At 35.7% G+C, this 19,790-nt stretch carries 28 protein-coding genes; 21 read left to right on the top strand and 7 right to left on the bottom strand.

Annotation, left to right across the window (positions count from 1 at the left end; genetic code table 11):
- Window position 1 precedes the first annotated feature (1 nt).
- The 19 genes from B5E95_RS00245 to B5E95_RS00155 all read left to right on the top strand — a co-directional run bounded on the left by B5E95_RS00245 (window position 2) and on the right by B5E95_RS00155 (window position 13,594).
- Window positions 2-694 (top strand): hypothetical protein, encoded by a 693-nt coding sequence (locus tag B5E95_RS00245; protein WP_087175714.1) that lies wholly within the window; start codon window positions 2-4, stop codon window positions 692-694.
- Window positions 691-1,773, top strand: a complete 1,083-nt coding sequence (locus B5E95_RS00240; protein WP_241146300.1) for an XkdQ/YqbQ family protein — start codon at window positions 691-693, stop codon at window positions 1,771-1,773. Before B5E95_RS00245 ends, B5E95_RS00240 begins: the two co-directional genes overlap by 4 nt.
- The gene (locus tag B5E95_RS00235; protein WP_087235367.1) at window positions 1,746-2,150 is read left to right on the top strand and encodes a DUF2577 domain-containing protein; all 405 of its coding nucleotides are present in this window, start codon (window positions 1,746-1,748) and stop codon (window positions 2,148-2,150) included. Before B5E95_RS00240 ends, B5E95_RS00235 begins: the two co-directional genes overlap by 28 nt.
- A 12-nt stretch (window positions 2,151-2,162) precedes the next feature.
- The gene (locus B5E95_RS00230) at window positions 2,163-2,660 is read left to right on the top strand and encodes a DUF2634 domain-containing protein (protein ID WP_087235366.1); all 498 of its coding nucleotides are present in this window, start codon (window positions 2,163-2,165) and stop codon (window positions 2,658-2,660) included.
- Complete coding sequence (locus B5E95_RS00225) at window positions 2,650-3,798, top strand: baseplate J/gp47 family protein (protein WP_087235365.1); 1,149 nt, start codon at window positions 2,650-2,652, stop codon at window positions 3,796-3,798. Before B5E95_RS00230 ends, B5E95_RS00225 begins: the two co-directional genes overlap by 11 nt.
- The gene (locus B5E95_RS00220; protein WP_087235364.1) at window positions 3,791-4,465 is read left to right on the top strand and encodes a putative phage tail protein; all 675 of its coding nucleotides are present in this window, start codon (window positions 3,791-3,793) and stop codon (window positions 4,463-4,465) included. The genes B5E95_RS00225 and B5E95_RS00220 overlap by 8 nt, the downstream gene beginning before the upstream one ends.
- Complete coding sequence (locus tag B5E95_RS00215) at window positions 4,462-5,883, top strand: hypothetical protein (RefSeq protein ID WP_087235363.1); 1,422 nt, start codon at window positions 4,462-4,464, stop codon at window positions 5,881-5,883. The genes B5E95_RS00220 and B5E95_RS00215 overlap by 4 nt, the downstream gene beginning before the upstream one ends.
- 17 nt (window positions 5,884-5,900) lie before the next feature.
- The gene (locus B5E95_RS00210) at window positions 5,901-6,770 is read left to right on the top strand and encodes a hypothetical protein (protein WP_087235362.1); all 870 of its coding nucleotides are present in this window, start codon (window positions 5,901-5,903) and stop codon (window positions 6,768-6,770) included.
- Between the two features lie 107 nt (window positions 6,771-6,877).
- Entirely contained in the window at window positions 6,878-7,312 is a 435-nt protein-coding gene (locus B5E95_RS00205; protein ID WP_087235361.1) for a hypothetical protein, read from the top strand.
- 303 nt (window positions 7,313-7,615) lie between these two features.
- Entirely contained in the window at window positions 7,616-8,719 is a 1,104-nt protein-coding gene (locus B5E95_RS00200; RefSeq protein WP_162606856.1) for an RNA-directed DNA polymerase, read from the top strand.
- A 30-nt stretch (window positions 8,720-8,749) separates the two neighbouring features.
- Window positions 8,750-9,331 (top strand): hypothetical protein, encoded by a 582-nt coding sequence (locus B5E95_RS00195; RefSeq protein ID WP_087235359.1) that lies wholly within the window; start codon window positions 8,750-8,752, stop codon window positions 9,329-9,331.
- On the top strand, window positions 9,331-9,525 hold the full coding sequence (locus tag B5E95_RS00190) for an XkdX family protein (protein ID WP_087235358.1): 195 nt from the start codon (window positions 9,331-9,333) through the stop codon (window positions 9,523-9,525). The genes B5E95_RS00195 and B5E95_RS00190 overlap by 1 nt, the downstream gene beginning before the upstream one ends.
- Complete coding sequence (locus tag B5E95_RS00185; protein ID WP_087175725.1) at window positions 9,497-9,952, top strand: hypothetical protein; 456 nt, start codon at window positions 9,497-9,499, stop codon at window positions 9,950-9,952. Before B5E95_RS00190 ends, B5E95_RS00185 begins: the two co-directional genes overlap by 29 nt.
- A 246-nt stretch (window positions 9,953-10,198) precedes the next feature.
- Complete coding sequence (locus tag B5E95_RS00180) at window positions 10,199-10,564, top strand: phage holin (protein WP_087175726.1); 366 nt, start codon at window positions 10,199-10,201, stop codon at window positions 10,562-10,564.
- Complete coding sequence (locus tag B5E95_RS00175) at window positions 10,548-11,396, top strand: GH25 family lysozyme (RefSeq protein WP_087235357.1); 849 nt, start codon at window positions 10,548-10,550, stop codon at window positions 11,394-11,396. The genes B5E95_RS00180 and B5E95_RS00175 overlap by 17 nt, the downstream gene beginning before the upstream one ends.
- A gap of 324 nt (window positions 11,397-11,720) precedes the next feature.
- A complete protein-coding gene (locus B5E95_RS00170) occupies window positions 11,721-12,317 on the top strand; it encodes a hypothetical protein (RefSeq protein WP_087235356.1) in 597 nt (198 codons plus the stop codon).
- A gap of 12 nt (window positions 12,318-12,329) precedes the next feature.
- Window positions 12,330-12,578 (top strand): hypothetical protein, encoded by a 249-nt coding sequence (locus B5E95_RS00165; RefSeq protein WP_087235355.1) that lies wholly within the window; start codon window positions 12,330-12,332, stop codon window positions 12,576-12,578.
- A gap of 12 nt (window positions 12,579-12,590) precedes the next feature.
- On the top strand, window positions 12,591-12,785 hold the full coding sequence (locus B5E95_RS00160) for a hypothetical protein (protein WP_087235354.1): 195 nt from the start codon (window positions 12,591-12,593) through the stop codon (window positions 12,783-12,785).
- Between the two features lie 437 nt (window positions 12,786-13,222).
- Window positions 13,223-13,594: a hypothetical protein gene (locus B5E95_RS00155; RefSeq protein ID WP_087175729.1), complete on the top strand. Its 372-nt coding sequence runs from the start codon at window positions 13,223-13,225 to the stop codon at window positions 13,592-13,594.
- A 778-nt stretch (window positions 13,595-14,372) separates the two neighbouring features.
- Here the strand turns inward: B5E95_RS00155 and B5E95_RS00150 are convergent.
- The 7 genes from B5E95_RS00150 to B5E95_RS00120 form a co-directional block, all read right to left on the bottom strand.
- Window positions 14,373-14,588 carry a hypothetical protein gene (locus tag B5E95_RS00150; RefSeq protein WP_087235353.1) on the bottom strand — a complete coding sequence of 72 codons (216 nt, stop codon included), beginning with the start codon at window positions 14,586-14,588 and terminating at the stop codon, window positions 14,373-14,375.
- A gap of 353 nt (window positions 14,589-14,941) precedes the next feature.
- The gene (locus B5E95_RS00145; RefSeq protein WP_241146299.1) at window positions 14,942-16,312 is read right to left on the bottom strand and encodes a virulence-associated E family protein; all 1,371 of its coding nucleotides are present in this window, start codon (window positions 16,310-16,312) and stop codon (window positions 14,942-14,944) included.
- A gap of 72 nt (window positions 16,313-16,384) precedes the next feature.
- Window positions 16,385-16,693 (bottom strand): terminase small subunit, encoded by a 309-nt coding sequence (locus B5E95_RS00140; protein WP_162606855.1) that lies wholly within the window; start codon window positions 16,691-16,693, stop codon window positions 16,385-16,387.
- A 2-nt stretch (window positions 16,694-16,695) separates the two neighbouring features.
- Window positions 16,696-16,920 (bottom strand): hypothetical protein, encoded by a 225-nt coding sequence (locus B5E95_RS00135; RefSeq protein ID WP_087235352.1) that lies wholly within the window; start codon window positions 16,918-16,920, stop codon window positions 16,696-16,698.
- A gap of 2 nt (window positions 16,921-16,922) precedes the next feature.
- Window positions 16,923-17,147, bottom strand: a complete 225-nt coding sequence (locus B5E95_RS00130; protein WP_087235351.1) for a hypothetical protein — start codon at window positions 17,145-17,147, stop codon at window positions 16,923-16,925.
- 3 nt (window positions 17,148-17,150) lie between these two features.
- A complete protein-coding gene (locus B5E95_RS00125) occupies window positions 17,151-17,369 on the bottom strand; it encodes a hypothetical protein (RefSeq protein ID WP_087235350.1) in 219 nt (72 codons plus the stop codon).
- On the bottom strand, window positions 17,362-17,568 hold the full coding sequence (locus B5E95_RS00120) for a MerR family transcriptional regulator (RefSeq protein WP_087235349.1): 207 nt from the start codon (window positions 17,566-17,568) through the stop codon (window positions 17,362-17,364). The genes B5E95_RS00125 and B5E95_RS00120 overlap by 8 nt, the downstream gene beginning before the upstream one ends.
- Window positions 17,569-17,702: 134 nt before the next feature.
- On the opposite strand from B5E95_RS00120, the gene B5E95_RS00115 reads away from it, so the two are divergent.
- Together B5E95_RS00115 and B5E95_RS00110 are read left to right on the top strand one after the other, a co-directional pair.
- Window positions 17,703-18,254 carry a helix-turn-helix domain-containing protein gene (locus B5E95_RS00115; RefSeq protein WP_087235348.1) on the top strand — a complete coding sequence of 184 codons (552 nt, stop codon included), beginning with the start codon at window positions 17,703-17,705 and terminating at the stop codon, window positions 18,252-18,254.
- 162 nt (window positions 18,255-18,416) lie between these two features.
- A complete protein-coding gene (locus B5E95_RS00110) occupies window positions 18,417-19,568 on the top strand; it encodes a site-specific integrase (protein WP_087235347.1) in 1,152 nt (383 codons plus the stop codon).
- Window positions 19,569-19,790: the final 222 nt, after the last annotated feature.

Below are 19,790 nucleotides of genomic sequence, written 5' to 3'. Positions count from 1 at the left end.
GGTGTTAATTTTGCCGCTAAATGGTTATGCAATATATCTAACAGATCAAACTAGTAACGAACAAATCGAATTACCGGTCAATCCTGCAGAAATTCAATTAAGTTATGAAACTGGTGATAAAAGTGAGACTGTTATTAACCTAGGTGAAGTTAATACGGTTGGTAATCTTAAATTAGTAGGATTATCAATTAAGTCTAGTTTTCCTATGTTCGAAACCACCTATACTAGTGCTGATAATCTGGAAGAACCTGATACTTATATCAAGTCCATTAAAAATATTCAAAAGAAGAAGCACAAAGTTAGGGTAGTTATATCAGGTACGAAGATTAGTATTTTGATGACTATTAATAAGTTTACTTACGGGATGCAAAACGGTAACGTGGATGAATACTTATACACGCTAGAACTCAAGCAATACCGTAATTTTGCTTATAAAAAACTGAAGAACAAGAAAAAGTCTTCTAAAAAGAAGAAAAAGCGCTCCTCACCACCTAAAAAAGTAGGTATTGGCTCTAAAGTTAAAGTTAATGGCCGCTTGCACTTGGATAGCTACGGTAGTGGTCCAGGAATGTATGAAAAGAATGCTAAACGTGAAGTGCTGTATATTGTGCCAGGTCGTAAATACCCTGTTTGTGTGGGTATTAATGGCATAGCTCGCGGATGGGTAAAAATGTCAGAGGTGAAACGAGTATGACAGTTACTACTTTTCACTTGTTTAGACGATCAAACCTATTCCGTAAATCTGCAAAAAATCCAAAAGGTACAGGCTATGACTTAAGAAATAACGTTAAGAATATCGTTTGGACAACTGATATGAATTTATCAGCTGGTACATTAACTTTTGACTTAGTAGAAGACGGTACACCGGTTGTTCCTTATACTGGCGATATCATTACTTTCCGCTGGGATAAGCACAAGATCTTTTACGGCTATGTCTTTAAATATGAATTTAAAGGCGATCGTACTATTAGCTGCACTTGTTACGACAAACTACGTTACCTTAAAAATCAAGATTCAATTGTATTTAAAACTAATACTATTGCTGATCGATTTAACGAAGTTTGTTCGAGAGCCGGTCTATCTCATAGCGTTAAAAATAAACCTAGTCATAAAGTAGCAGCAGAGATTTGTGACGGAAAAAGCTATTTTGACATGCTCAAAAGTGCAATTAACAAAACTTATCGAGCAACTAATCATATGTACTTTGTTGCAACGAATTACGACAAAGTAGAATTACGACGTGCACCGTATAAAAAATTAAAAATTATCGTTGATACTAGAACAGTAGTAACGGATTATTCGTATTCAGTTGACATTGACAATACGTCGAACGTTGTAAAGGTTGCTCAAAAGGATAAAAAGAAGTCACAAAGCGATAGTGCTACGGCTAAAGGTAAAAAGAGTTCTTCAAAAGAAACGCCTGAAAATACTAGTTTTTCTTTTGCAAGTGCAGCAGGTAAGAGCGTACAGCAATGGGGCAGATTACAAACAGTTATCAACAAGAAAAACAAAGCTAATCATGCTCAAATGCAAGCTCAAGCCAAAAATACGTTAAAACTTCGCAATGTTGCTAATAAAAAGTTGAGTATCACGACAAAGGGTGATGTAGATTTAGTAGCCGGCAACGCGGTAACTGTTTATTTAAAAGATATGAAGAAAAAACTTCCTAATTGCCCTATTTTAAAGGCTACACATCGGTTTAATACTGACTATATGGTTACGTTAGAAATGAAAGCAGGTAAGCAATGGCAGGAGAACGGCTCTACGAATTAATGACAGGCAAAGGCGGCAAAGACAGTGACTATGCTGACGTTGTGTATGGCACTGTTATTAGTGTTAACCCTCTTAAAGTTCAAATAGCAAATAACATGGTTATTACAGATGACTTTATAGAGCTAGGGCGACATATCGGTAAGTTTAAGCTTCAAGGCAAAATGAAATACAAAGGTTCTGCTACAAACTTTCAATATCATGGTCACACCGGTTCTGCATCATTTTCTAAAGCTGAAACTAACTTTCCTAAAAAGGATTTTTATTTAGAAATTGATAACAGCTTAGAAAAAGGAGATAAAGTAACACTGGTTCGCTGTGATGGCGGACAGCGCTTTTATTTACTTGAACGTACAGATAAAGATGGCTACGGCTTTTAAGGAGGTGCTGGTATGGATGATGATGACATTATCATTGAAGATAATGATGACGTGGGCGGTGATGAAACCGGCTTTGAGGGCGAAGAATCTATCTTAGAAACTGACGACGAAGAAGCGGCGGCTGAAGACGAAGATAATGCAATCGATCAAAACCCAACGCTTACTTTTCAGGTATACCACGGCCGAATTAGAAATAAATTTGACGGCTTAGCCGCAATGAAACAAGCCATTGACAAGATTTTATACACAGAGCGCTTCGTTTATCCTATTTATTCAGATCAATACGGCAATGATTTACCAGATTTAATCGGTAAAAACATCAATTATGCCAAAGTTGAGGTAGAAAGAATGATAACCGAAGCTTTGGAAGATGATGATCGAGTTACTGGCGTTGACATTAAAGAAATTAAAGAGATTAACAATGACACATTAGCAGTACAAGGAACTTGCTATACGGTATACGGCGATGTGCCCATTAGTAAGGAGGTGAGCTTAGCAGATGAATCCTGAACAATTAGCAGAGGAATACGAACAACGAGGTTATGAATTTTGGCTAGATGAAATGCTAACTAAAGTACCGGAAAATATCGATAAACGCGAAGGCTCGGTTATTTACGACGGACTAGCGCCAGCCGCTATGTTGATGGCTTTACAGTCTCAAAATATGGCGACGATTATACGAGAAACGTATATTAAAACCGCCTCGGGTGAGTTTCTTGACTACCGAGCAGTAGAGCATGGAACACAAAGATATGCCGCAACTAATACAGTTGTTAAGGCTAAATTTGAGGATTATGAGCACAAACCTTTAAATAATGTTGTAGTAGGGGATAGATTCGCTAGTATCGGTGAAATCCCTATTTTTTATACAGTTACTAAAATCAATGATGATTTAACAGGTGAATTAACTGCAGAAACTCCGGGAAGTGGTGCTAATGGCTATATAGGTCAAATCTTGCCTGTTACGCCTAACGATCGCGTTAACTGGGCTGAAATCTTAGAAGTTACTATTCCTGCTAGGGATGAAGAGACAGACGAACACTTACGTAAACGTCTATTAAATACTAATTCCTGGGTAGCATATGGCGGTAATGTCGCTGATTACCTAGATATGATTAGCAAAATAAACGATGTTGGGGCGGCACAGGTTTACCCAACTTGGGCCGGCCCTGGCACGGTTAAGCTTGTTATCGTTGGAAATGACTATAGGCCAGCTAGTGCAGAACTTGTTCATAAAGTAAAGGAACAAATTGATCCTGAAGATAAAACTACAGAAGGCTTAGGTTTAGCTCCTATCGATCATAGAGTTACAGTAGTAGCACCCGAAGCGTTAACAATTAATGTTAAGAGCGATATTCAGCTACTAAGTGAAAGCTCTAAAGCAACTGTAGAAAGCAATGTTAAACAAGCATTAGAAGATTATTTTAAAGAACTACGACAAAAGTGGAGTGAGATTAATCAAGCCACCGGTCGTGGCTATTCTCTTGTTGTTTATCGTTCTCAAATATTATCTAAAATTATGACCGTCGAAGGCATAGCTAATGCTAGTTTGCCGCTTCTTAATGATAAAGATAGCGATGTGATTTTAACTTTTAACAATAACGTTTCTCAAATACCATTTTTAGGAGAGGTGGTCTTGAATGGATAAAGATTTAATTCTTAGATACATGCCAGACTACTACAATGGCGTTTATGAAATGGAGGAGCTGTTAAAAGCTCAAGGTGTAGCACTTAGCAAGTTTGATGATGCAAGGGAACGTGCCTTACTTAATCAATACATTGTTAAGGCTGACGAAAAAGGTATTGCGGTATTTGAAAATCAATACCATATCACGCCGGAACCAGGTGACACATTAAAAGCAAGACGGCAGCGTTTATTAATGCGTGTATTGCCACCTCAACCGATTACTATTAGGTACTTAGAAGGCTTATTTAAGTCTCTCAAAATACCAGCTAATGTAAGTGTTGATTATGGTAGACGTAAGCTTAATGTGATCTCTTACAGCGGTGAGCTAAGTAAAGAACAGCAAAAGTTAATTACTTTAACTTTGAACTGCTATTTACCGGCCAATATGATTTATATTTATCAAACTTGGTATAAATGTGAGCCTGCTAGAGCCTGGGTTGGTTCTGCTACTACTTGTAAGGTTACTACTGTGGCACATGCAGAAATCTTAACCGAGGAACAGCAACGAGTTAAATTTTATGAGTTTGGTATCTGGCAAAAAACAAGCGATGCTACTACTGCTTATGTTGGTAGTGCTACGACAAGCAAAGTTACAGCAAGTGTAGAAGCAGAAAGGAGGAAACTATGAGTAAATACAATAGAACTAAATTATTGCCTTACGGCTTGAGATTTATTCAAGGCGTAGTAAGAGGTAATACAAGATTTGAAATTAAAGGCGCGTCTTTTGGTGTGACTCAAGTTACTGATAGCGATGTTATTAACGCTGGTAAATTGCCTAATATTGTAGGAAATATACCTATTGTTGCGATTGATAATGATTCTTTAGCTAGTCAAGGCGTTTTAGGTATTGAATTATCTTTTACACAAAAAAGCACTGGAATTACTCATGATGTTACGCTTTGGGATGTCCAAATCAACGGTCAACAAGAACGAGATAATCAAGAGCGCCCTATCGCTTATACGATTGCCCAACAGCCGGAAAGTTTAACCTTAAGCGATCCTAGCTTTGAGTTTAGATTGATGGTCTATGTTCAAGTAGGAGACACTGACAAGGTAACTATCAATGTTGATCCGGATGGTATGGAATCCAGAGCGGAACATGCTAGGGACTTTAACCGACTGGTTCGCAGTATTGCTGATGGTTACATAGAAGTTGACTTAAAAGATCACAATGGTAACCAAGTTTATGACTCGAATCATAAAATTATCAGAGTTAAGCGAGCAGTAGTTAACACTGATAAAAGCTTAAGTATTTTAAACCGTGCTGCAGATGCTAAAAAAGTCGGGGAAGTGCTTGGTGCGATTGATAGCCAGTTAAGGGCGTTAGATCAACTTTTACATACTAACTATTCAACTAATTTAGACTTACAAGATGTTAGAAATATTGCGGAAGCTAATGCGGATGTTAATAACCGACAAGATGGACAAATTAATAGCTTGTTTAACAAAACAAGTGAAATTGAATCAGGCGTTATTAATAACTACCGCATTGTGAGAATTTTGGGGCATGATGGCCGCAATTTAGCAACTAACACATCTAATACCATTGTAGCTAGAGCGGAATATATCAAAATTGATAATTCATTAACTGATTACAACGCCGCTGCTAGTGCTGGTAAAGTTGGGGAAGCTATCAAGCAATCATTTTTAATTCTTAATGCGTCAATAAGTCGATTAGTAGTCGATTACAATAACTTGCAATCTAATCAAGTGATTGTAGATCTTACTAACCTAGTTTTATCGCTTAAAGATAAAAACGATGTTGCTACTCGAACTATCCAAGAGCTTAGAAAGGGTGTTGAAATATCTAGTGCGGAATCTCAAAGAGATAACTTAGATGCACTGCACGAACCTGGTCGCTACTACTTAGGTAACGCAAGGGGCTACAGTGATGCGGTTTTAGAGGTTGCCAGACTAGGCTACACTAATAAAATTATGCAATATATCTATTCGGCTAGAAACGATCCAAACCGTACAGAGCGCCGAATAGGTACTAGGAACAACGGCAACTCCTATAGCTGGAGTGAGTGGCAAAGCAAATACTAATATAAGGAGAATAAATAATGACAGATGTAAGAATCCAAGATTTTGGCGAAAATTCAAGACCTAATGCCAATGATGAATTTATGATGATTTTTAATGACAACTCAGAAGGCAAAACGCGCTTGAGGGATGCTTTTTATGGTATGGTGCCAGACGGTGAATCAACCCACAACAACGTTTTTAGAGGTTGGAATCTAGGGGCTTTAAATTCTACACATATTGCTAACATTCAAAATGGTACTTTTAGAGATATGTTTATTGGTGACTATTTCTCCATCAATGGATCCAATTATGTTATTGCTGGTATCAATTACAAACGTGGACACGGGGATAATATTTCACTCGGTAATCACTTACTTTTAATGCCTGATCGTCTTTCTAAATTAGACGATGGCACAGTTTTGAGACCCAACGGTAAAGATACTCGCTTTATGAACGACACAGATACTACCGCAGGTGGTTTTGCTAATACTAAGTTATACAAGACTTATATGCCATCTATTCAACGTAAGCTAGAAGCTGATTTTGGTTCACACTTACTTAATTTTAGACAGGTGGTGTCTACTCATGTTGATGCTGATGGGGCACCAGACCAAGGTGAGTGGCGTGATGCAAAAGTAGGGATTCCTGACGAACCCATGGTATATGGCACTACTTTGAATGGAAACAATAAGAATAATGCTTGGTATAACGTAGGCGATGACACCATGCAATTACCACTATTTCGCCTCAATCCAGAAGAAAGTAATAATCACAGAGATGCAGCATTTTGGCTCCGTGATATCCACTCTGCTTCCGGGTTTGCGTCTGCGGGCACCGTTGGCGATGCTTACTGGGGCGGTGCTTCTCTCACTTGGTATGGCGTTCGGGCTTACTTCCTTATCGGTTAATCGAGCAATCTAACACCCCTTTAGGGGTGTGATGCGAGTGGGGAGGAATAAAAATGTATTTATTATGTAAAAGTCATCCACCCTAGTTTTTATTAGAAAGAGGACCTATGTCAGTACCTAAAAGTAAAAGAAAAAGATCACGTTTTGAAGTCTTTCATAATATGCAATGTCTACAAAAGGAATTAGTTAAATATTTGATGCTGGATTTTGGCGTTACCAGATGTACAAATTTAGGAGAAGCTCAATTTTTAGACCTTAAATTTGAAAGAATTATTAACTTGTGTGCAGATATTGTAGGAGACATTCATAGAGCTAACGACTTGTTTGTAACTAACCTTTTAGAATATGAGCAGCGGAGACTTTATCAAGATAAAGCAATAGCTAATTGTGATGTCTTAAAACAAGAGTTGCAGTCGATTGTAGATATTATGCCAGGGCTAAATATTAATAAATATAAGACTTCAATTAAAATGATTGACAAAGAAATAATTTTAATTAAATCTTGGCGAAAGTCTGATATTAGACTTAAGAAAAAGGTTTAATTATAAACAATAGGGTAGTTTCTATGAACCCATTTCTCTGCTTCCGAGTTTGCGAATGCGAGCAACAATGGCGATGCTAACTGGAACGGTGCTTCTAACACTTGGAATGGCGTTCGGGATTCCCCTTATACTAAAATGATTATTATCAGAACAAGATAAGGAAGAAGGAGGAACTGTCCTTCTACTTTTTATGAAAGGTAGTAAATAGCAAGGTGGACGCGACCAGTTACGATTGTTGTCGCTATTAGCCATCTTATTTTTATGGAAAAAGTAAGTGATTTAAACAATTTATATAGAGCTTATTTGAAGAGTAAAAGTGGTAGTGATTGGAAACCACAAATACAAATGTATGAAATGAATTATTTATCTAAACTAGTTGAAACTAGCGAAGAATTACAAAATCATACATATAAAGCTAAACAAGGATCACATTTCACTGTTTATGAAAGAGGAAAAGCACGCAATATTAGAAGCAATCCTTTTAGCGATCGAATAATAAGGCGTAGTTTTTGCGATAATGTTTTGATCCCAAAATTGCGTAAATATTTGATCTATGATAATGGTGCATCCCTAGAAGGTAAAGGAATATCCTTTACTAGGCGTAGATTTGAACAGCATGTGCATGAATATTATAGAAAATATGGTACTAATGAAGGCTATATCTTACTTATTGACTTCAGTAAGTATTACGACAATATTCGTCACGACAAACTTAAAGCAGCTGTTTCTAAATATGTGCATAATTCGGAATATTTGTGGTTATTAGATCGTGTACTAGAAAATTTTAAAGTTGATGTATCATACTTAAATAATGAAATGTATAAACATTGCTTAGAGATACGCTTTGATGGGGGAAAGCAGGCAAAGCTAGATAGTAAATATCTAACTGGTCAAAAATACATGGCCAAAAGCCTTGCAATTGGTGACCAGGTTTCTCAAATTTGCAGTATTTTCTTCCCAACACCTATCGATAATTACTGTAAAATAGCGCGTTCGATTCGTTGGTACGGTCGTTATATGGACGATAGCTATATTATTAGTAAAGATAAGCAATTTCTACATGAAATCTTGAATAAGATTACTGAAATAGCTAATGATTTAGGCATCTTTATTAATCACAAAAAGACTAAGATAATGAAGATTAATCATACGTTCACGTGGTTAAAATTGCGCTATCGATTAACAGACAGTGGGCATCTAGTAAAAAGGATTAATCCTAAAACTATTACTAGAGAGCGGCGTAAACTTAAGAAATATCGCAATTTAGTAGATCGCGGTAGTTTAGAACTATTAGATGTGCAAAACTCTTTTAAGTCATGGCTAGGTACTTACGATAAATTGCTATCATACCGCTCTAAATCAAACTTAATAACTTTATATAATGAATTATTTTCAAAGCGCACATAGCGCTTTTTTATTTTGAAAGGAAGTTAACAAATGACTGACCCAAATGTAATGAATCCAACACCAACACAAGAAGAAGTAACTTTAAAGTTAAACGCTGAAGAAGCAGAAATGATTAAGGAATTGCTTAGTGACTATAGCTACGCTTGGTTAAGTGATGCAACAACTAATTGTAAGCGTGTACTTATCAATAAAGATAAAATTGGCACATATCCTTATGTAGACACTCCACCAACAGGAGTAACTAATCCGGTTTACGACTGGACAGCTAAGAAATGGCGCTCTAGTGATACAGCAAGCAAGGATCAATATGAAGACGTTTATGCAGAAATCAAAGCTTTAAAGGGGCAAGGTCAAGATTCAAACACTGAAATCGCCGCTTTGAGAGAATCAAGCGTATCAGTTAATAAAAACCTTGCGGAATTAGGACAACAATTTAACAGTTTCGGCTCTCAAGTAATGGATGCTTTGAAAGAACTTGCCGCCGCTGTAAATGGCAAGACAAATTCTAATGCTACCGCACCTACTGCACCGGATGAGTCTGAAGAAGTGCCTAAGGAACCTACTAAGACCGATGAAACAGAAGAAACTACCAAGAAAGGAGACGCTGAATAATGCTAAAGTTAAACTTTACTTTTAAACCTTTTAACCTCAATCCTTGCTATACGCAAGCTGAAAAAATGTATAACTGGGGCTGGATTGACAAACATGATTTAGCAAACGATGTAGCACAAGGTACTTTACCAGCTAGTGAGTATGAACGTATCACGGGTGATAAATATGAAGTATCTGAAGGAACTGCTAAGTAGAACGGAACATCATCCAGCACATATTATTCTAGGTCTAGTAACTGCAGCAATAGGCATCATGCTTATCATTGATGATAACTATTACTTCTGGCCGCCGGACATGGCTGTTTTTATCAATAGTGACTGTATTGGTACTTGGGCGTTATTTACTGGATTAGGGCTAATTTATGTAGCTTTACAAAAAGCTATTCCTAGTCAAGCTAATTTAATCTGGCTACTATCGCAATGTGCTTTTGTGGGTGGCGAAAGTTTTCTCGAGTTTGCAAACGGAATAGTAACTCATAACAATCACTTGATAGCCTTCTCTTTTGCGATGTTTGGCTATTTACTGTTAACGTTTGGAGTTATTAGATCTAACAGTTTAATTAACCGCAGAATTGAAAAAAGGATCAAGGATAGAGATCGTAAAATAGCAGAAGGAAGGTAATTATTATTGAGAAAGACTTAGTTTTAATTATTACTTCCGGTGCATTAGGTTCTATCCTATCTATCGTTGTTGGAGCTTATCAGGCTTATATTAAGCACAAAGATGAGAATAAAAAGCGCGATACTGACGACTATTTTCATCGTTGGATGAGTGCAGAGGATGAAGTAGATCGTGTGCGAGATGAAAACCGTGATTTGAAAGATGAAATCTCACATTTAAAATTGAAATTAAAGGAAGCAAAGAAAAATGGATAATATTGTTATGGATATAGCGGCGGTGGTTATTGCCATCGTTTTTTCTTACGCTGTTTTTTGGTATAAGAAGCATAAAACCGTTATCGATAAAAAGAAAAGTGAAGGAGACGCATTAGCGTTTTCTTTAGACATTCTAGGTAAGCTGGCAAGTGTATTCTCTTATGATCTTAAAGATTCAAGTGAAAAAGGAACTGCTAAAAAGAAGGAAGTTGCAACTAAGATTAAATCATCGTTAGCAGATGCAAAACTCCCTATTCCTAGCGATGCTGCTATTTCAGGTGCAATCGAAAAAGCTGTAACTGCTATGAAATTAGCGGATGATGAAGAAAAGAGTGATAATGATGTTAAAAATGGTTGATGTATATAGCGATTCTCCACGCTCATATGCTACTCAAAGTGGTGTAGATATCATTATGGTGAAAGCAACACAGGGCACAGGTTATGTTAATCCTCGTTGCGATACGGACTATCAAGCGGCTAAAAGAGCTGGGAAAATGTTAGGCTTTTATCACTATTGTGGTGGTGGCAATCCTGAAGCGGAAGCGAAATATTTTTACAAAAATACGAAGAACTATGTAGGTGAAGCCGTTCCTGCTGTAGACTGGGAAAGCAACCAGAATGCTAGTTGGGGTAATACTAATTATGTTCGTCGATTTGTTGATGAATTTCATAAATTATCTGGTGTGTGGTGCTTGATTTATGTTCAAGCTTCATCAATCAGCCAAGTTGCCAACTGTGCTAAGGATTGTGGCTTATGGGTTGCTTCTTATCCTTCTATGGATTGGAAGAGTTGGAAGTTGCCTAATATGAATGTTAAAACAAGCCCATGGCCTACCTACACTGTTTGGCAATTTACCGGCGACAACATGGATCGTAATGTGGTTAATACCACTAAGGAAGGCTGGAAGAAATTAGCAAAAGGCAGTAGTAAAGCAGAAGCTAAGCCTAAAAAGAAATCTACCTGGAAAAAGAAATCAGGTACTTTTGTATTAGGTCAAGCTCTAGAAATTCATAAAGAGCCTCATATCAGCTCACCCGCTATCGCAAAACTACCTAAAGGTTCTGTAGTAAAGTATGATGCAACTCTACAAGGTCCTAAGCGCCTGTGGCTAAGACAACTACGTTCTAAAGGTTATGGCTATATTGTTGCAAAGGATAAATATAATAAGCCATTAGGAAAAATCAAATAAAAGGAGGCGAAAAATCAACCCCTTCAAATCTAAATCTATAAAAAGAAGCCACTCTAGAGGGAACATCCCTCTAGGGTGGCTTTTTGTGTTATACTGATCTTAGCAATTTTATTTACCCCACGGGGAATGTAAATTGTAACTATAGAGTTAAAATTCTATGTTTTATTTAACTTAAGAGTACAAGAGCTACCTGGGATTGTTCCTGGGTAGCTCTTTTCTTATTCAAAAAAGTATAATAAATTATACTAAAGTTCTTTACATGATACCAAAATGTGATATTATAGTGTTGTAAGGAAATAAAGCATAGAAAACGAGGCATTCAAAATGAAACTTCCAGAATTATTAGGTAGCGAAAAACAAGTTAAATGGGCTAATGACATCAGACAAGAATACATTGATCAACTTGCCCAAGATGAAAAGTTAGTTGAAAAGTATCTTGAATTGAAAGAAAAGTTAGATGATGATTCTAAAGAATTAAAAGACTTGCAGCGGAAGATGAGTACCAGTTTATTTGCTGACATGGATCAAAGTAGATTCGGTAGCATTATAACTCCTGTCATGGGTGCTGATCTTGCTGACAAGCAGGCGTTTGAAGACAAAGTACAAGATGACACCGAAGGCTACTTATTCGCTGACTTTTCTAGCAAGGAAGAAGCCGAAAAATGCTACGAACAAGTAAAGCAAGACTACCTCAAAGCGGGCGGCCAAAAGGTATGGGACTTAAGCGCTCACTATAACGAGATTACTGATAAATACGGTTTTGGCGTTGAAAATGAAGAAACCGACAGTGCATATCAAAAATGGTTTGATGAATCTGAAAAGGTTATGTTTAATTATCTTAAGATTCGCTGGACCAACAAAATTGCTAGTGAAAAATCATCTGCTTGGTATATTGACCACAGACTTAACAAAAAATTCTAGGGGGTAATTAAAATGATGAAACTTGAATTCGTAAAAGATGAAGAAAATTATGAAGTTAGAATTGTAAACGGTGATGACTACGAAGTTGCCGGCGAACTCGTAAAAAATGAAGATGGTGCTTGGTGTTTTAACTATGAAGATCAAAGCGTAGTATACGATGATGATCTTGAAGAAACAGAAGATGATCTTCGTGATGAATTTGAGAACGGCAAGACTGACGACATAGCACATAGCTTTGGCAGTTATAGTTACGAAAAGTAAGAAGGTTTAATCATGAGAGATCTTGAAAAAGCTAGGATACTCATATCGAACCGTGGTACCAGTCTCAAAGAACTATCAAAAACGACTGGTATTCCATATCCGACTTTGAAGCATTATAGTTCAGAGCCGAACAAGTTAGATGATGCCAAAGCAAGCCGCGTAAACTTACTTGCTAAAATTTATGATGAAAAAAAGCCACTCATTTAGAGCGGCTTTTATTTTTGACCGAGTTTTTGACCGAATAAAACGCAAAAGCTAGGAAAATCAAGAAATGGTAATCGCTAAGACACTAGCTTTTGAAATGCTGTGAAATGCTATGAAAAGCATATTATAAAACCCCTCATCTCCATAGATAGAAAGATGCTTTAATTTCAATGTGCTAGAAACGTTGGTATTAAAGCATTTTTGTTTTTACAATTCATTAGAAATTAAATGTGAAGCCCAAAAAAGACTTCATATTAGACTTCATATTTTCGTGAAGTCTGCAGAATTATTTTGATGTGCAGATAGGCTAATCTTAGATATTTAGCTATAATAGACATATATCATTGTTTATGTTGACCAACGTTTTCAGGGCGTTGGTTTTATTTTTAGGTAAAATATAACTAAAAGGTATTGAATCAAGGCAAGGATGAATATTAATTATGATTAAGCACAATAAAGGTGTAAGAGATTTCTTTAAAAATGATTATCCTAAATTATATTTGTTGTCTGGTAGCCAGATACCCACCGATATTAATTTAGACGATAAAAGCCGTATTGGCTATTACTGTAATGTTCTAGCTGTAACATGGTTTGCCATCAATCAACTTGAAGATACGCCACAGCAGCCCTATAGAACGATTATTGTAGAACATTGTATTAACCATGTAACTATAAAAGACATAGTAAGTACGTATAAACACAGTGGATTTTGGGGAACGAATAGGAAAAATGAAGCATTAAAAAAGTTTGCTGAAATATTTAAGCAAGAACAGATTAAGAATAAGATCTATCCGCTGCTAGAATTTGAGTAAAAAAAGAAGCACCAGTAATTAGGTTTACTAGTGCTTTTAGTATGCTGTCAGATTGATTTTAAGAGGTTTTGAGAGGCTTTATTAGCGGCTTAGTATGACTATACTTAATAGTGCAAAAACGGTTCAGGCTTGAAATTTAATAGACAAGGTTAAAAGCCATATACCACAAGGGATACAATGGTTTTATTTAATCTGAAAAAAGCCCCGAAAACTGAACTTTTCTGCACCTGATTGTTTCATAATGTTTCACTAAAAGCCCATGAAATTACGTTTTTTTACGGTTTAAGCATGACACATTAAGTTAGGATTGGTCAGGTTTTGTCAGGTAGTAAAAAGCCAAGATCTTAACAATACATCACAGTAAAAAGCCCCTAAATGTTCGATTTTGTTAGATTGATAAAACGCAATATTTATTACTACAAAAAGTTAGCAAAAGTTAGCAAAAGTTAGCTAACCACAGACCACAATGACAGGTTTAACCTTGGGTTTTCTAAGGGTTTTCTAAATGCGTCAGGTGCATTTAGAAACTGAATAACGTTTCATTATTGAGTAAATCCGCTCTTGTTCAAAATAATAATGTAGTAGTTTGTAGTATTTATTTTAGTCAATTTAATTTAGTAATTGAGTTCGCTTAACGTTATGATAACAAAATAGGTGCATCCCTTGAATGTGGAATACACCTTGATTAGTGCCGATTTCGACATTTATTAAACTTTACCTAAATGCAAGCACACCACCGTTTGAGGGCTTGCTTTATGGTCAACTAAAAGCGCCCGAATTAGGACATAAGGTAAATAATGAATGCCGAATACTCAACGTAGACGTCCATATCCTCACCAGAACCGCACGGGCTTGCACAAGTATTGTATTTGATTTCTTGGATAACTAATTCAGGGTTATTTTCTAAAAAGTAGTTAACTTGATTAGTTAGTTCTTCTTTAGTTTTGGCGCTAATGGTTTCAACTTTTAAATTACGTGCTGTTTGTTTAATCATAATTGACCTTCTTTCTATTCTGCTAACCACCGCTATTGGCGTAGGGGTGGTTTACTGTTTGGCGAGTTGTTTAATTCAAATACATTGTTAAAAATGAGACACCATGAGACACCTTATAAGACGGGGCTTAATCTTACAGCTTCAAGGGATTAGACCGCGTGAGACAACAAGACACCACTTTTCAAACTTTCTCCCGTATGTGCTATATATGTTCCACGGTGTTACACACTACTATTTTATATACTTTTTATATAAATAAGGTGTCTTAGTGTCTTATAAAGTGTTAAAAATATTGATATATCAACGTTTATAAACAAGACACCTTTAATAAAATTGGTGTCTTATGGTGTCTTTTAATGTCTCTTTTTGAAGCCTCTTACTTGTTTACCATTGTAATATCCACGCTTACCACTTTCATAGTTAAAGACATTCTCCATTAAATTACGAATTTTAGTATCTTTATATTGGTAAAGCTTAAACATTAATTCATGAGTAGGAATAAAATCAGCATTGTGAAAGTCATTATATAGAACGTCAGCTAATTCATCTTCTGCACTGTCTACATATTCAAACTTTTTGCGGTGGTTTTCTAGTAACTCTGTTTGCTTGGGTGAAAGTAAAAAGGGATCTTTAGCTTGCTTATAAAGCCATACAGTTTCGCCCCATAGCTGTTGGACGTAATCAAGTGTTAAATCAGTAACGGGGTTTAATTCTTGTAGGCTTTTATGTGTCATTAATGGTAAAAAGCGCCTTGTACCTGTTTTGTCTTTTAAATAGGTTCTGTTATTGGTAGTTCTAGCAAAGATAAATTTTTTAACGAATTGCTTTGGATGTTTGGCATAGGGCGGACGATATTTAAAATTGTTATCAGTTAAAAAACGTTTTATTTCTTCAAATGAGCTTTTACTTGTAGCTGCCATTTCATCATCGTTAACAATAAACATTCCAATTAAATTGCCTAAGTCATCCTTATCAGTAACCGAATTAAATTGGTCAGTATATAGTCCCATTGGTGCTAGATTCTGTAACAATGTGGTTTTACCAATACCTTGACTACCAACTAAATCTAATGCTTGATCTATTTTAGTTAGTGGCTTATAAACTTTAGCCACACCGCCCATGAACCATAATCGAGTTATTAAAATACTTACTTCTGATTTTTTAACGCCTAGAAATTTAGGAAAAAAATCGTCTAATCGACGTTGACCATCATATTTTTTAAAAGCATTCTCCATATAATCAACCATAGGATTAAAAGCGTGGCGTTGAGAAACTATGTTTATAGCACTTTCAATTCTAGCTTTATTAAAAATGGTATTATCATAAACAGCTTTATTTTCAATATAATTAGCTATTTCATCGTCATAACTATCAACAAAAGCACCTTTTTTAATATGAAGTTCTGGTATGTCCTTAGTAATTTCATTTTCTTCAGAAAACTTATTATATTGAAATGCGCCCTTGAATATTGGATCATTTTCCAAAATAATTACGACATTTTTAATACTATCTTTTATAATATTACCGTTAGAGTTTAATTTAAAAAAAGAATATATTTTGTCGTATTTTTTTCTATCTCTTTCTTGTGCTTTTCTGATGTTTTCAACGGCTTCAGTTGGTAAATGTATCATTTTTCTTTGCTCATGATTTTGCAAATCTTTGCCTTGTTTTTCTAGTTTCTTACCAAGATTTAGCATATTTTTAGCTTCTTTCTTTTTTATCATTCACTTGTGATCCTTTCTGTATTTCATGATGTTAAACATCTAAGATTAATCTACCTGCACAATTAATATTGTTTAGTCCTTAACTACGCCCATAGTTACGGGCTTTTTATTTTGCTTTTGGGACGGCATCTCATGATCTTTAAGCCAATTAGTTATGCTTGCTTTTCCATAAAGCTTGCGACCGTCAATGTTTGCCACTGGCATCCCCAAAGAAGCCCAATATGTAATAGTTGAATCAGCAACGCCAAAATATTTAGCGATTTCTTTGCGGTTTAAGTAAGGCTTGCTTGATGTGGTGGCTTGCTTGATTGCGTCCCTCACAACGTTAAGCACATATGTTTTAATTTCTGTTTCTTGGTTTTCGTCTAGTTTGAACTCCATTGTTAACGCTCCTTTTCAATAAATTCAGCTTGATCTTCATAACTTTCAAACCATTCCTGCTGGTTTGCTAAATCTAACGCAATTTTTGCAATTTCTCGCCATATATAGGATGTAGGATAGGTTACACCATCTATAATTTCAATGCTTCCATTTTCTGCACCTTCAATTAACGTCTTTAAAGTTTCGATGTCTTGGGTCATTTTTTTATCACGTTTATCAAATTCCATAATTATTGCTCCTTAATTGATTTAGCATTGTCTGTTAAGTCGGTTGAATAATCTGCAAGTTCATTGGTTAAATGCTGCAGCAGCTTTTTAGTACTCATAGGGTCGGACGGGTCATCTTCTGGCACATCTTCAATTAACTTAGACAATAATCCATAGCTAACAAATAATTGTTCTGCAATTCTGTTCATTTCATATAAAGCTTGATGCAATTTAATTTCATCGTTCACGGTTTAAGCCTCCTCGGGTTCAAAGTCGTCAAAATCATATTTACCACCTTGCAAGTCGTAGACGGTTTGGGCTAGTTCATTTCTCATAACCTCTATATATCTTTCAGGAATCTTATTTCGTCCATATTCCATAATCGTACCGTCTACAAATGCACAATAGAGGTAACCGTCCTTATACCAACGATTAACCACGTTTGAACCGTCTGCACTGTAATTAGTCATGGTTAGCCACCTCCTTTTTGGGATGCACAGCTGTTGTGTGTGCCTGCATAAATTCATCAATGGCATTTTTGCTAATGCGTTTAGAGTTACCGAACTTAATTATAGGTAATCCTAGCTTAATAACTTTTCTTAAACTGTCGTACGTGGTGAATCCCATGTATGACATCGCTTCTTTAAAAGTTAAATATTCTTTACTCATTTTTGTACTTCCTTTCATCAATACAATTTTGTATTTATGAGTAAATTATACAATACATTTTTGTATAATCAATACGAAAATGTATTATTTTTAAATAAAAAATGCTATTATATGCTAAAGAGGTGAATATTAAAATGAATAGAATAAGAGAAATAAGGGAAAATAAAAAATTATCACTTAAGAAAACTACAGAACTTTTAAAAAGCAATGATCTTTTAACGTTAACTCCTGATGCTTTAGCTAAATACGAAAGAGGGGATAGACAGCCCAATGAACCAACGTGGCAAGCTCTAGCCGACTTTTTTAATGTTTCAGTGGACTATTTAAAGGGCTATGGTTATTCAAAGGAATATATCTATCAACAACTAGATGATGCTTACAAAGAACCATATACCAAAGATTATGAAGTAGAACCACCGTTCACTAATCCTGTGTTATCTGCTAAAGAAGAAATTGAAAAATATTGTGAGCAAAATAAAATCAGTATCCCGAAAGATACTGACTTAGATTTTTGGAAAACTAACTTCAATTTTATTTTTAATGATAAATCAGTTAATCGACTGTTAACTACTAAGGATAAATACAGCGATAGCGATATTAAAGAATTAATTATTAATGCTATTTTCTGGAAAACATTAAAACCAGAAACTAAACGAGTATTAAAGTTAAGAAGCCACAATTCTTAATGCTGACATCGCAATTCTAAAGCCTAGTTCGTTCTGATTAGTTGTTAGTTGATTATCTTGCATCCCACAGCGTTGGTAAAATACAGATCTCACATATTCAATTCATGTTAAGTATTTAAGATTAGTCTACCTGCACACATTCACTAATCGAGGTAAACAAACATGAACAATGATATTAAAGAATACACCACGCCCAGTGGTGAAAAACGATACAAGTTTTTGATTTATGTGGGTAAGGATGAAACTACAGGAAGAACAATTCAGATTAAGAAGCAAGGCTTTAAAACTGAAAAGCAAGCCCTAGAATGCTACCTAAATTACAAGCTAAAGGTAGTCAAGGGTGAGTATGTCCCAGTTACTAAGCGCAAGCTGCGCCTAAATGATCTATATAAGATGTGGGTCAAACTGTATAAGAAAACGGTGCAAGAAAGTACGTTTGTTTCAACTGAAAAGATATTTGAGAATCATATTCTTAAACAACTAGGGAACATCTATTTAAACAAGTTAACTGTTTCTCAATGTCAAAATGCGGTAAATACGTGGGCGGATGTAGCACCAAAAACTTTTAAGCGATTTGTATTCTATGCTTCTAAGTTGATTAATTACGGTATCACTATGGAATTAATGAAGAAAAATCCCATGAAGAAAGTTATCTTGCCTAAAATTGAAAGAGACAACAAGAAATTTGATAACTTTTATTCTAAAGATGAACTCAATACGTTCTTAAGGGACGCAAAACAATATAATTTCAGATACTTCATGTTCTTTAGACTGTTAGCCTATTCAGGAATGCGCAAGGGCGAGTGTCTAGCCCTCAAATGGTCGGATATTGATTTTAAAAACAATACCATAGACATCAACAAGTCCTTAGCAAGTGGCGAAAATAACCGCCTGTACCTTTCCCCATGTAAGACTAGTAACAGTGTTAGAACCCTAGATATGGATGCTGAAACGATGCACTATTTGAAAGAGTGGCGAACCAAACAACAAAAGGAAATGCTGAAACTAGGCTTGAATTTTCTTAGCAATGATAATTTAGTTTTTGCCAATAGCGAGGGTAACTATACCGTCCTATCTAAACCTCAACGGTGGGACAATGCTATTTGTAAGAAGTTTGGACTACGACATATTAAAGTTCACGGCTTTAGACATACGCACGCTTCTTTGTTGTTTGATGCGGGTGTTTCTATGAAAGATGTTAAGGAACGTCTAGGACATTCCGACATCACAACGACCATGAATATTTATACCCATGTAACTAAAAAGAAAGCCAAAGAAACGGCTGTAGACTTTGCTAATTACATGGAATCATAGGCAAAAAACTTCATATGCGACTTCATATTTTTCAGTGAAGCTCCAAAAGCCTTGATATTAAAGCACGGACGGGGGCTAATTTCTAAACCCCCTCATCTCCATACAATAGTAAAAGTCTTGCTAGGATATGATTCCTAGCAAGACTTTTATTTTTATTTATTAATAATAATTAGTTATAGCTTTGCCCTAAAAATAAGTATTAAACATTATAAAAGCTGCTAT

The sequence above is a fragment of the Lactobacillus gallinarum genome (genome assembly GCF_002160635.1).
Taxonomy (GTDB): domain Bacteria; phylum Bacillota; class Bacilli; order Lactobacillales; family Lactobacillaceae; genus Lactobacillus; species Lactobacillus gallinarum.
This window is presented reverse-complemented; position numbering and strand designations above follow the sequence as displayed.